Source organism: Bradyrhizobium sp. YR681 (genome assembly GCF_000282615.1).
Taxonomy (GTDB): domain Bacteria; phylum Pseudomonadota; class Alphaproteobacteria; order Rhizobiales; family Xanthobacteraceae; genus Bradyrhizobium.
In genome coordinates this window covers 18,953-31,372 of sequence record NZ_AKIY01000034.1, presented here as the reverse complement: position 1 = coordinate 31,372, position 12,420 = coordinate 18,953, and the positions used below count along the sequence as shown (strand labels likewise).

Annotated in this window: 10 protein-coding genes; all 10 read left to right on the top strand. The window is 66.4% G+C overall.

All coding sequences use genetic code 11. The annotated features are described in order from the left end of the window. On the top strand, nucleotides 1-1,810 hold a 1,810-nt coding region (locus tag PMI42_RS05495), incomplete at its 5' end, for a hypothetical protein (RefSeq protein WP_008131346.1). A gap of 208 nt (nucleotides 1,811-2,018) precedes the next feature. Continuing rightward, nucleotides 2,019-3,014, top strand: a complete 996-nt coding sequence (locus PMI42_RS05490; protein ID WP_008131345.1) for a 30S ribosomal protein S2 — start codon at nucleotides 2,019-2,021, stop codon at nucleotides 3,012-3,014. 136 nt (nucleotides 3,015-3,150) lie between these two features. Beyond that, entirely contained in the window at nucleotides 3,151-4,074 is a 924-nt protein-coding gene (tsf, locus tag PMI42_RS05485; protein ID WP_008131343.1) for a translation elongation factor Ts, read from the top strand. A gap of 62 nt (nucleotides 4,075-4,136) precedes the next feature. After that, a complete protein-coding gene (pyrH, locus tag PMI42_RS05480) occupies nucleotides 4,137-4,853 on the top strand; it encodes a UMP kinase (protein ID WP_008131341.1) in 717 nt (238 codons plus the stop codon). Between the two features lie 67 nt (nucleotides 4,854-4,920). Then, entirely contained in the window at nucleotides 4,921-5,484 is a 564-nt protein-coding gene (gene frr, locus PMI42_RS05475; protein WP_008131339.1) for a ribosome recycling factor, read from the top strand. A 115-nt stretch (nucleotides 5,485-5,599) separates the two neighbouring features. Further along, the gene (locus PMI42_RS05470) at nucleotides 5,600-6,358 is read left to right on the top strand and encodes an isoprenyl transferase (RefSeq protein WP_008131337.1); all 759 of its coding nucleotides are present in this window, start codon (nucleotides 5,600-5,602) and stop codon (nucleotides 6,356-6,358) included. Beyond that, complete coding sequence (locus PMI42_RS05465; protein ID WP_035964597.1) at nucleotides 6,355-7,197, top strand: phosphatidate cytidylyltransferase; 843 nt, start codon at nucleotides 6,355-6,357, stop codon at nucleotides 7,195-7,197. The genes PMI42_RS05470 and PMI42_RS05465 overlap by 4 nt, the downstream gene beginning before the upstream one ends. A gap of 4 nt (nucleotides 7,198-7,201) precedes the next feature. Next, nucleotides 7,202-8,425, top strand: coding sequence for a 1-deoxy-D-xylulose-5-phosphate reductoisomerase (gene dxr / locus PMI42_RS05460; protein ID WP_035964595.1), 1,224 nt, complete (start codon nucleotides 7,202-7,204; stop codon nucleotides 8,423-8,425). Nucleotides 8,426-8,469: 44 nt separating this feature from the next. Continuing rightward, the gene (rseP, locus tag PMI42_RS05455) at nucleotides 8,470-9,621 is read left to right on the top strand and encodes an RIP metalloprotease RseP (RefSeq protein WP_008131331.1); all 1,152 of its coding nucleotides are present in this window, start codon (nucleotides 8,470-8,472) and stop codon (nucleotides 9,619-9,621) included. Nucleotides 9,622-9,809: 188 nt separating this feature from the next. Next, a complete protein-coding gene (gene bamA, locus PMI42_RS05450) occupies nucleotides 9,810-12,332 on the top strand; it encodes an outer membrane protein assembly factor BamA (protein ID WP_008131329.1) in 2,523 nt (840 codons plus the stop codon). Nucleotides 12,333-12,420 lie beyond the last annotated feature (88 nt).

The following is a 12,420-nucleotide window of genomic DNA, read 5'->3' as shown; positions in this document are numbered from 1 at the left end:
GGCCGAGATGATCCGCCCCGGCGGGCTGCCGCTGCCTGAGGTGTTCGATCGCGTCCGCCTGCGCGTCAACGAGGCCTCCAAGGGCGCGCAGGTGCCCTGGAACGAGCAGAAGATATCCGCGCCATTCTCGTTCTTCGATCGCGGCCCCGACGCGCCGCCGCCGGAGGCCTCGGCCGATCAGGTCGCCGCGATCCGCAGCAAGCCGATCCGCGATCTCGGCGTGCAGGACGCCTACGCGGCCGCGCTCCAGCGCGACACGCTGCCGGCCTATGAGGAGTTTCTCGCGGCGTATCCGAACGATCCGATGTCCAGGCGCGTGATGGCGATCGTCGCGGCGCGCCGCGAGGCGATCACCTGGCGGCGGACCTATCGCACCGACACGCCGGAGGCCTATTGGTCCTATCTGCGCCGCTATCCGCGCGGGCCGCATGCAGGCGATGCGCGTCGGCGCCTCGCCATCCTCACGGCACCGGTCGAGCCGCCGCCGAGCTTTGCGATGATCGACTACGACGTGCCGCCACCGCCGCCGGAGGAGGTGGTCTATGTCGACCGTCCCGTGCTGTACTTCAGCGATCCCGTGTTCGGCTTCGCGCCGCCACCGCCGCCGCCGGTCTATTACCTGCCGCCGCCGCCGCCCGATTTCGTCGTGCTGGAACCGCCGCTGCCCGTGGTCGGCCTGTTCGTGCTGCCGCAGCCGATGTTCGTGCCGATCCCGGTGTTCGTCAGGCCGCCGGTCTATGTCGCGCCACCGCCGAACAACATCGTCTATGCCAACATCCACAACACCACGGTCATCAACACCGTGATCAACCGGCCGCCGGGACCTCCGGCGGGAGCGGGAGGCGGGACCGGGCCCGGCAATCTGACGCCGGCGATTGCCGGCCGCGCCAGCCCGGTCGCGCCGATGTTGCCGCAAGCCGCTACGCAGCGCGCCGCCCTGATCCAGCAGGGCAAGGCGCCGATGCCGCCAAGCGCAACGATCCAGCCGACGGCGAGGCCCGGGACGTTGCCGGCGACACCGGCCAACGTCGCGCCGCATGCGGCTCCAGGGGCCGGACCAGGTGCCATCCCGGGTACGGCGCCGAACGCTGCGCCGCAGACCAGGCTGCCCGCGGCCAACACGCTGCCGGTCCCCGGCGCCCATGGCGGTCCGCCGGCCCCGCCGGCAGGGGCAGGGCCTCTGCCGGGCGGCAGGCCCGTGCCGACCGCAACTGCACCCAACGCCGCGCCCCCGGTCCATCCGGGAGCGCCGACCGGTGCGGCTCCGGCGACGGCCGCGCCCGCCACGGCAAGTCCGGCAGCTGGACCTGGCCAACCGCCGAAGCCGCCGCTTGCCCAGACCCCACCGGGCGCCGGGCCTGCCGAGCGAGCCAAGTCCGCAACGCGCGAGCCGGCCGGCGCATCTCCGCCGGCAGCCGCGCCCGGTACGCCGCCCGCTGCCGTGGGAAAACCGGTCGTGCCGCCGCCATCGGCCGCGCGTGAGCCGACCCGGCCGCAGGCCCATCCGCCGGCTCCGCCGCAGGCGGCAAGACCGGCGGCACCCCCGCCGCGGCCCCAGGCTGTGGCCCGGCCCACACCGCCACCGCCGCCCCGGGTGTCGGCGCCGCCGCCAAGGATGGCGGCGCCTCCGCCGCCCCGACCCGCTCCCCCGGTCGCCGCCGCCCGTCCGGCACCGCCGCCGGTGGCCCGGCCGGCCCCTCCGCCGCCACCCCGGGTGGCGGTGGCACCCCCGCCGCGACCTGCAGCGCCTCCGCCGCGCCCGGCGGCGCCAGCGCCCAAGAGGTGCCCGCCGAACCAGCCGAAGTGCTAGGAAAGGGCGGTCAGTGTGATAGGGGCCTCTCGCGGGCGAAAGCCGCCCCCGAAAGGCCCTTATTTCCTTGCTTCTGGCCGAAATCGCGCTATATAGCGCCGCATCTCACACGGAAGCATGGCTCACAAGGCCGTCCGGTGGCAGCCGGGGCGACAACGCTCCGTCTTGCTCACACGCTTCCGGAGGAACCAACCGGAGAACTGGAACGATGGCACTACCCGATTTCACTATGCGTCAGCTGCTCGAAGCTGGCGTGCACTTTGGTCACCAGTCGCACCGCTGGAATCCGAAAATGGCTCCGTTCATTTTCGGCGCCCGCAACAACATCCACATCGTCGACCTCGCCCAGACCGTGCCGATGCTGCACACGGCCCTCCAGGCCGTCAGCGACACCGTCGCCAAGGGCGGCCGCATCCTGTTCGTCGGCACCAAGCGCCAGGCGCAGGACGGCGTCGCGGACGCTGCCAAGCGCTGCGCGCAGTATTTCGTCAATTCGCGCTGGCTCGGCGGCACGCTGACCAACTGGAAGACGATCTCGGCCTCGATCAAGCGCCTGCGTCACCTCGATGACGTGCTGGCCGGCGGCGAAGCCAATTCCTACACGAAGAAGGAGCGCCTGACGCTTCAGCGCGAGCGCGACAAGCTCGACCGCTCGCTCGGCGGCATCAAGGACATGGGCGGTCTGCCCGACCTGATCTTCGTGATCGACACCAACAAGGAAGACATCGCGATCCAGGAGGCCCAGCGCCTCAACATCCCGGTCGCCGCGATCGTCGACACCAATTCGGACCCGAAGGGCATCACCTATGTGGTGCCGGGCAATGACGACGCCGGCCGTGCGATTGCGCTGTATTGCGACCTGATCGCGCGCGCCGCGATCGACGGCATCTCGCGCGCCCAGGGCGATTCGGGCATCGACATCGGTGCCTCGACCCGTCCGATGGCCGAAGAGCTGCCGGCGGCATCGTCGAGCGGCTTCCAGGGCCTTGCCGGTCCCCGCGGCACCGCCGACGACCTCAAGAAGCTCCCGGGCGTGTCGGGTGCGATCGAGAAGAAGTTCAACGACCTCGGCATCTTCCACTTCTGGCAGCTCGCCGAGCTCGACCACGACACCGCGCACAAGATCGGCGAAGAAGTCGGTCTGCCGAGCCGTGCGGATGCCTGGGTGGCCAAGGCCAAGGCGCTGACCGCGGAAGCGGAATAGTCAAAGCGAGCGATGGGTTGGCCGGATCAACTCCGGCCACCATTTCATTCAGTTGACGCGAATTCCTGAGATGGACCGCGGCGGGGCGATTGGAGCCACGCCGCGGCAAACCGGCAGGCAAGAAGGATTTTCAACGATGGCAACGATCACAGCTGCGATGGTCAAGGACCTGCGCGAGTCGACCGGCGCGGGCATGATGGACTGCAAGGCCGCGCTGACCGAAAACGACGGCAACATGGAAGCGGCGCAGGATTGGCTGCGCAAGAAGGGCCTGTCCAAGGCCGCCAAGAAGTCGGGCCGCGTCGCCGCGGAAGGTCTGATCGGCGCGCTCACCAAGGGCACCAAGGGCGTCGTGGTCGAGGTCAACTCCGAGACCGACTTCGTCGCGCGCAACGGCCAGTTCCAGGGCCTGGTCAAGATGGTCGCGCAGGTCGCGTTCGACGCCGGCGCCGATGTCGAGAAGATCAAGGCCGCCAAGGTCGGTGACGTCACGGTGGAAGCCGCGATCAATGACGCGATCGCCACCATTGGCGAGAACATGACGCTGCGCCGCGCCGCTTCGCTCGAAGTGAGCCAGGGCGTGGTGTCGAGCTACGTCCACGGCGCGGTCATCGACGGTGCCGGCAAGATGGGCGTGATCGTGGCGCTGGAATCGCCCGGCAAGGCCGACGAACTCGCAACGCTCGGCCGCCAGATCGCGATGCATATCGCCGCCACCAACCCGCTGGCGCTCGATCCGTCCGGGCTCGATCCGGCGGTGGTCAAGCGCGAGAAGGACGTGCTCGCCGACAAATATCGCCAGCAGGGCAAGCCGGAGAACGTGATCGAGAAGATCGTCGAGTCCGGCCTCAAGACCTATTACAAGGAAGTCTGCCTGCTCGAGCAGGCCTTCATCCACGACACCGGCAAGTCGGTGGCGCAGGCGGTGAAGGAAGCCGAAGGCAAGGTCGGCGGCGCCGTGAAGATCGCGGGCTTCGTGCGCTATGCTCTCGGTGAGGGAATCGAGAAGCAGGAAAGCGACTTCGCGGCCGAGGTCGCGGCGGCCAGCGGCAAGAAGTAAGCGCCGGAACACCTCCTTCCGGCGTGCCGCCGGAAGCGGCGCCCGGACAAGGAAACGTGCTCATGACTGATCCGGTCTATCGTCGCGTCGTGATCAAGCTGTCCGGCGAATATCTCGCGGGACAGCAGGGTTTCGGCATCGATCAGCCGACCGTCGACCGGGTTGCGGACGATCTGATCGCCGCCCGCCATCTCGGAACCGAGGTTGCGGTCGTGATCGGCGGCGGCAACATGGTGCGCGGCGTCGAGGTGTCCTCACGCGGCGTGTCACGCACGACCGGTGACACCATGGGCATGCTCGCCACCATGATGAACTGTCTCGCGCTCGAATCGGCGATCGAGCGCAAGGGTACGCCGGCGCGCACGCTGTCGGCCTTCGTCATGCCCGAGATTTCCGAGCTGTTCACCCGCACTGCGGCGCACAAATACCTCGCCGAGGGCCGAATCGTGCTGCTCGGCGGCGGAACCGGTAATCCGTTCTTCACCACCGACACGACCGCGGTGCTGCGCGCCGCCGAGATCGGCGCCGAGGCGGTGCTGAAGGCGACCAATGTCGACGGCGTCTACTCGGCTGACCCGAAGAAGGATCCGACCGCCACGCGGTTCGACCGCCTGACGCATTCGCAGGCGATCGAGGGCGGCTACAAGGTGATGGATGCGACCGCCTTCGCGCTTGCCCGCGAGACGTCGCTGCCTATCATCGTGTTCTCGATCGCGGAGCCGGGCTCGATCGGCGCTGTACTGCGTGGCATCGGCCACGGAACCATCGTCGCCGGCTGACGGCTCGTCTGGCGCGCCCCAAAGGGAGGGCGCGGAGAGGTCGCCGGGATATTGAAGGAGAAACGTGATGGCCACGGGTAATTTCGACCTCAACGAAGTGAAGCGCCGCATGCAGGGCGCCGTTTCGTCGCTCAAGCACGAGCTTGGCGGCCTCCGCACGGGCCGCGCGTCGGCCTCGATGCTCGATCCGGTGCAGGTCGAGGCCTATGGCAACCACATGCCGCTCAACCAGCTCGCCACCGTCAGCGTGCCCGAGCCGCGCCTGATCTCGGTGCAGGTCTGGGACAAGTCGATGGTCAAGGCGGTGGAGAAGGCGATCGTCGATTCCAATCTCGGCCTGTCGCCCGCGACCGAAGGCCAGGTGCTGCGCCTGCGCATCCCCGAGCTCAACGAGGAGCGCCGCAAGGAGCTGGTGAAGGTCGCGCACAAATACGCCGAGGCGGCCAAGGTTGCCGCGCGCCATGTCCGCCGCGACGGTCTCGACGTTCTCAAGAAGCTCGAGAAGAATCACGAGATGTCGGAGGACGACCAGAAGCGTCACGCCGACGAGGTGCAGAAGGCGACCGACGGCACCATCACCGAGATCGACCAGCTGCTGGCCGCCAAGGAAAAAGAAATCCTCACCGTCTAAGGCGCGATGAAGCGCGCTTTGGGTTATTGTTCGCGCATGATCTTCTCGGAAAACCGCTTCGCACTTCGCGCTCACGCGGCCCTTCGGGTCCGGATCATGCTTTGAGGCCGCCTCCATGTCCAACGCCGCCGCGCCCGCAACGGAAGGACCCGACCGGTCCGACGCGCCTGCGCATGTCGCCATCATCATGGATGGCAACGGGCGTTGGGCGGCCGCGCGCGGCCTGCCGCGGGCGGAGGGGCATCGCCGCGGCGTCGAGGCCCTGCGCCGCGTGGTGCGGGCCTCGCACGAGCTCGGCATCCGCTATCTCACCATCTTCTCGTTCAGCTCGGAAAACTGGTCGCGTCCGGCGAGCGAGATCGGCGATCTCTTCGGCCTGCTGCGCCGCTTCATCCGCAACGATCTGGCCAGCCTGCACCGCGACGGCGTCAAGGTCCGCATCATCGGCGAGCGCGACGGGCTCGAGGGCGACATCTGCGCGCTGCTGAACGAAGCGGAAGAGCTGACGCGCGACAACACGCGCCTCACGCTGGTCGTCGCCTTCAATTACGGCTCGCGGCAGGAGATCGCGAAGGCGGCGCAGAAGCTGGCGCGCGAGGTCGCCGACGGCACGCGCGACGCAGCTTCGATCGATGCCGAGACGCTCGGCGCGCATCTCGATGCGCCCGACATTCCAGATCCCGATCTGATCATCCGCACCAGCGGCGAGCAGCGGCTGTCCAACTTCCTGATGTGGCAGGCCGCCTATAGCGAGCTCGTCTTCGTGCCGATCCACTGGCCCGACTTCGACAAGGCGGCGCTGGAAGGGGCGATCGCCGAATTTGCCAGGCGCGAACGCCGTTTCGGCGGCCTGGTCGCGAAAACCGCCTCGTGAGCGAACCCGACGCCGCATCGGCGGGCGCAAGGCCTGCCCCGAGTAATCTGGTGATGCGAATCCTCGCGGCGCTGGTGCTGGCGCCGCTGACCATTGCGCTCGCCTACGCCGGTGGCTGGCTATGGGCGCTGCTCGTCACCCTGGTATCGATCGGGCTGTTCGCCGAATGGCTGATGGTGGTGGGCGCGGGCTCGACCGCGCTGACCGGGGCAGGGACCTTCGTCATCGCCGCGATGGGCTTGTGCGTTGCCGCCGGAGCGCTCAAGACCGCAATCATCGTTGGCTGTGTCGGCGGCGCGATCGTGACACTGATCGCACGCGGCAAGTTCGTCTGGGCGGCGACCGGCTTTGCCTACGCGGCGGCGGCGCTGCTGGCCTCGATCCTGCTGCGGAAGGATCTCGTCAACGGCTTCTCCGCGCTGATGTTCGTGCTGCTGGTGGTGTGGGCGACCGATATCGGCGGTTATTTCGCCGGACGCAGCATTGGCGGTCCGAAACTATGGCCGCGCGTGAGCCCGAAGAAGACCTGGTCCGGCGCGCTCGGCGGGTTCGTGGCGAGCCTTGCGGTCGCCGCCGGCTTTGCGGCTTGCGGGATCGGGAAGCTGGTTCCATTGCTGCTGGTCAGTGCGGCCCTGTCGGTCGTGTCGCAGTCAGGCGATCTCTTCGAATCCGCGGTCAAGCGGCGCTTCGGTGTCAAGGATTCCAGTCACTTAATTCCCGGCCATGGCGGTCTATTGGACCGTCTGGACGGTTTTGTCGCGGCCATCCTGATGGCATGGATTATCGGTTTCCTCCGCCATGGTGTGCATAGCGCCGGAAGCGGTCTTATGGTTTGGTGAGGATATGAGCGCGGTCCCATTGCGTAACAACAAGGCTGCGGCGGCTGCCGTCCGCAGCGTCACGGTTCTCGGCGCCACCGGCTCGATCGGCGACAGCACGATGGATCTGCTGCGCGCTTCGCCCGAGCGCTATCGCGTCGAGGCCCTGACCGCGAACAGCAATGTCGAAGCACTGGCCAAGCTCGCCAGGGAGTTTTCCGCGCGCTTCGTTGCGATCGCCGACACCTCGAAGCTCGCCGAGCTCAAGGCCGCGCTGGCGGGAACGAGCACCGAATGCGGCGCCGGCGAAAGCGCGGTCATCGAGGCCGGCGCGCGTCCGGCCGACTGGGTCATGGCGGCCGTGAGCGGCGCGGCCGGCTTGAAGCCGGCACTCGCGGCGGTCGATCGTGGCGCGCATGTCGCGCTGGCCAACAAGGAATGCCTGGTCTGTGCCGGCGATTTCTTCATGCAGCGCGCCGCGAAAGCCGGTGCCTGCATTTTGCCGGCGGATTCCGAGCATAACGCGCTGTTCCAGGCGCTCGCCTCGGGCAATCGCGACGAACTGGTCCGCGTCATCATCACGGCCTCCGGCGGCCCGTTCCGGACCTGGAAGCCGGCCGACATCGAGCAGGCGACGCTCGCGCAGGCCCTGAAGCATCCGAACTGGAGCATGGGCCAGAAGATCACGATCGATTCCGCCTCGATGATGAACAAGGGCCTCGAGGTGATCGAGGCGTCCTATCTGTTCGCGCTCTCGCCCGACGAGATCGACGTGCTGGTGCATCCGCAGTCGATCATCCACGGCATGGTCGAGTTTTCCGACCGCTCGGTGATGGCCCAGCTCGGCTCGCCCGACATGCGCACGCCGATCGCGCATTGCCTCGGCTGGCCGGACCGCATCAAGGGACCGGCCGCCAAGCTCGATCTCGCCAAGATCGGCCAGCTGACCTTCGAGGCACCGGATTTCGAGCGGTTCCCCGGGCTGCGGCTGGCGTTCGATTCGCTCCGGACCGGGAAGGGGGCGACCACCGTCTACAACGCCGCCAACGAGGTCGCGGTCGCCGCCTTCATCGCCGGCAAGATCCGGTTTGGCGCCATCGCGCGCTTGGTCGAGGCGACGCTGGACGACTGGATCCGGGGCGGGAACCAGTCCCCCATGACCTCGGCGGATGATGCAATATCCGTTGACCATGTTGCGCGAAATAGAGCTGCCGCCCTATTGCCTCAAATTGCCTTAAAGGCATCCTAGATAGTTCGGGGCCAGGGCCTAGCGGCGCTGGGTGAGGGGAATCGATGATCGACTTTTTCGTCCATAGTTTCAATACGTTGAGCCATGGGCTCCTTGGCTACGCAGTTCCCTTCCTGTTTGTCCTGACCATCGTCGTGTTCTTCCACGAGCTCGGCCATTTCCTGGTTGCGCGCTGGGCCGGCGTTCGGGTGTTAACCTTTTCGCTCGGTTTCGGCCCTGAGCTGGTCGGCTTCAACGACCGCCACGGCACCCGCTGGAAGATCTCGGCGATCCCGCTCGGCGGCTACGTCAAGTTCTTTGGCGACGAGAGCGAGGCCTCGACGCCGTCGTCCGAGACCCTCGCGGCCATGACGGCCGAGGAGCGTGCCGGCAGCTTCCACCACAAGAAGGTCGGCCCGCGCGCCGCCATCGTGGCGGCCGGACCGATCGCCAATTTCATCCTGGGCGCGCTGATCTTCGCCGGCATGGCGCTGTATTACGGCAAGCCGAGCACGATCGCGCGGGTCGACGGCGTCGTCGCCGAGGGCGCCGCGGCCGCGGCCGGCTTCAAAATCGGCGACGTCGTGGTCCAGATCGACGGCAAGCCGATCGAGAGCTTCGCCGACATGCAGCGAATCGTTGCGATGAACGCAGGTTCGGCGCTTGCCTTCCAGGTGAAGCGCGACGGCGCCATCGTGTCGCTGACCGCGACCCCGGCGCTGCTGGAGCGCAAGGATCCGTTCGGCAACAGCCACAAGGTCGGCGTGCTCGGCGTCGAGCACAAGTCGCAGGCCGGCGAGGCCTCGACCGCGCCGGTCGGCATCGGCGAGGCGCTCAAGATCGGAGTCGAGCAGGTCTGGTTCATCATCACCAGCACCTTCAAGTTCCTGGGCTCGCTGTTCGTCGGAAACGGCAATCCGAACGAGGTCAGCGGCGTTCTCGGCATTGCCAAGATGTCGGGACAGGCGGCCAGCGCCGGGTTCCAGTTCGTGATCAACCTCTGCGCGGTGCTCTCGGTCTCGATCGGCCTCTTGAACCTGTTCCCGATCCCGCTGCTCGATGGCGGTCACCTTATGTTCTACGCGGCCGAAGTGGTCCGCGGCCGGCCCCTGTCCGAGCGGACCCAGGAGATGGGGTTCCGAATCGGTCTGGGCCTGGTGCTGATGCTGATGGTGTTCGCCACCTACAACGACATCCTGCGGATGGCGGCTTCCTGATAGGGGCTTTTTTGTGGCGTGGTTTAGGGCGTTGCTGATCAGCAACGTCTTGGAATGAAATTGAAATTACGGTGTCTGCTGCCGTTTGCGGCACCGAGGAAATTGGCTACAAGCGGCTTCGAACTTGGGGAATCTCCGGACCGGCGTTGGGGTTGGGTCTGGCACGGAATGATAAGGGCGCGTTGCGCATGAAGTTTGGACTGCGACTCCGGGGGGGCTTGCTCGCAACCCTGATCATGTTCGGCGCGCCGGTGCTTGCCCCGGTTGGGGCTGCTTTTGTGTCTTCGTCTGCGCTTGCTCAGACCGTGCAGTCGATTTCCGTCGAGGGAAATCGCCGCGTCGAGGTGGAGACGATTCGCTCCTATTTCAAGCCGGGTCCGGGCGGTCGCCTCGATCAAGGCGCCATCGACGACGGCCTCAAGGCGTTGATCGAGACCGGCCTGTTCCAGGACGTCCGGATCAACCGCGGCGCCGGTGGCCAGATCATCGTCTCCGTGGTGGAGAACCCGGTGATCGGTCGCGTTGCCTTCGAGGGCAACAAGAAGATCAAGGACGAGCAGCTCACCGCTGAAGTCCAGTCCAAGGCGCGCGGCACCTTCTCCCGCGCCATGGTGCAGTCCGACACGCTGCGAATCGCCGAGATCTATCGCCGGTCGGGCCGCTACGACGTGCGCGTCACCCCCGAAATCATCGAGCAGCCGAACAACCGCGTCGACCTGGTCTTCACGGTCGAGGAGGGCGCCAAGACCGGCGTCAAGTCGATCGAGTTCATCGGCAACAACGCGTTCTCGTCCTACCGCCTGCGCGACATCATCAAGACGCACGAATCGAACCTGCTGAGCTTCCTCGCCAGCAGCGACATCTACGATCCCGATCGCGTCGAGGCCGACCGCGACCTGATCCGCCGCTTCTACCTGAAGAACGGTTTTGCCGACGTCCAGGTCGTCGCCGCGCTCACCGAATACGATCCGGAGAAGAAGGGTTTCAACGTCACCTTCAAGATCGAGGAAGGCTCGCAATACCGCGTCGGCGCGGTCGACTTCCGCTCCAGCATTCCGAACTTCGATCCCACGTCGATGCGCGGCTATTCGCGCGTCAATGTCGGCTCGCTCTACAACGTCGAATCGGTCGAGAAGTCGGTCGAGGAGATGCAGATCGAGGCCTCGCGCCGCGGCTTTGCCTTTGCCGTGGTCCGTCCCGGCGGCGACCGTAATTTCGAGGCGCACACCGTGGCCGTCGTGTTCAACATCGACGAGGGCCCGCGCACCTATATCGAGCGCATCAACCTGCGCGGCAACACCCGCACGCGCGACTACGTGATCCGCCGCGAGTTCGACGTCTCCGAAGGCGACGCCTACAACCGCGCGCTGGTCGATCGTGCCGAGCGGCGCCTGAAGAACCTCGACTATTTCAAGAGCGTGAAGATCACGACCGAGCCGGGCTCCTCGAGCGACCGCGTCATCCTGATCGTCGACATGGAAGAGAAATCGACCGGCGACTTCTCGATCTCGGGCGGTTACTCCACCACCGACGGTGCGCTGGCCGAAGTCTCGGTCTCCGAGCGCAATTTGCTCGGCCGCGGCCTGTTCGCCAAGGCGTCGGTGACCTATGGCCAGTACGCCCGCGGCTATTCGCTGTCGTTCGTCGAGCCCTATCTGCTCGACTACCGCGTCGCACTGGGCCTCGACCTCTATCAGCGCCAGCAATTGTCCAACAGCTACATCTCCTACGGCACCAAGACGCTCGGCTTCTCGCCGCGCCTCGGTTTCTCCCTGCGTGAAGATCTTTCGCTCCAGCTGCGCTACTCGATCTACCAGCAGGAAATCACGCTGCCGTACTACCTGGCGAACTGTAACAACACGGGGACGCCCGCGATCAATCCGAGCCCGGCCTTCGCCAATCTCAACGGCATCGACCTGAGCTCGACCGGCGGCCTCGGCTGCTACAGCGACGGCGAAGCTTCGCTGCCGGTCCGCAAGGAGCTTGCGAGCGGCAAGACCCTGACCTCGGCGCTCGGCTACACGCTGACCTACAACACGCTGGACAACAACAAGAACCCCACCGACGGTCTGCTCGTCGATTTCCGTCAGGATTTCGCCGGCGTCGGCGGCGACGTCTCCTACCTGAAGTCGGTGGTCGACGCGAAGTACTACACCCCGCTGGTGTCCGACATCGTCGGCATCGCCCGTGTCCAGGGCGGCATGCTGAACAAGATCGGCAGCGACGATCTGCGCATGCTCGATCACTTCCAGATGGGCCCGAACCTCGTCCGCGGCTTTGCCCCGAACGGCATCGGTCCGCGCGACCTGAACCCCTTTGGCACGCAGGACGCACTCGGCGGCACCAAGTACTGGGGCGCTTCGCTGGAAATGCAGATGCCGTTCTGGTTCCTGCCCAAGGAAGTGGGCTTGAAGGGCGCGGTGTATGCCGATGCGGGTGGACTGTTCGACTACCAGGGTCCGACGAGTTGGACGGCGACCAACGAGGTTAATGCGCCGGGCTGCATCCGCTCGACCGTCAACCCGCCCACGGCTGGAACCTGTACCGGCCTGGTGTATGACAACGGCAATACGGTCCGGTCGTCGGTCGGTGTCGGTCTGATCTGGCAGTCGCCATTCGGTCCGCTGCGTTTCGACTACGCCGTGCCGCTCACCAAGGGCAAGTACGATCGCACGCAGGAATTCCGGTTCGGCGGCGGTACCTCGTTCTAATTCGATCAGCAGGGCATGATCCGTCCCCCCAGGGTTTCCTTTGGATTTCCCTTGGGGGATTTCTCCTGGCGGATTTCTCTTTGGGGGC

Excerpts from the sequence above, each read along its gene's own strand:
- PMI42_RS05490 (WP_008131345.1), top strand. The coding sequence starts at position 2,019 with ATGGCACTACCCGATTTCACTATGCGTCAGCTGCTCGAAGCTGGCGTG.
- tsf (WP_008131343.1), top strand. The coding sequence starts at position 3,151 with ATGGCAACGATCACAGCTGCGATGGTCAAGGACCTGCGCGAGTCGACC.
- pyrH (WP_008131341.1), top strand. The coding sequence starts at position 4,137 with ATGACTGATCCGGTCTATCGTCGCGTCGTGATCAAGCTGTCCGGCGAA.
- frr (WP_008131339.1), top strand. The coding sequence starts at position 4,921 with ATGGCCACGGGTAATTTCGACCTCAACGAAGTGAAGCGCCGCATGCAG.
- PMI42_RS05470 (WP_008131337.1), top strand. The coding sequence starts at position 5,600 with ATGTCCAACGCCGCCGCGCCCGCAACGGAAGGACCCGACCGGTCCGAC.
- dxr (WP_035964595.1), top strand. The coding sequence starts at position 7,202 with ATGAGCGCGGTCCCATTGCGTAACAACAAGGCTGCGGCGGCTGCCGTC.
- rseP (WP_008131331.1), top strand. The coding sequence starts at position 8,470 with ATGATCGACTTTTTCGTCCATAGTTTCAATACGTTGAGCCATGGGCTC.
- bamA (WP_008131329.1), top strand. The coding sequence starts at position 9,810 with ATGAAGTTTGGACTGCGACTCCGGGGGGGCTTGCTCGCAACCCTGATC.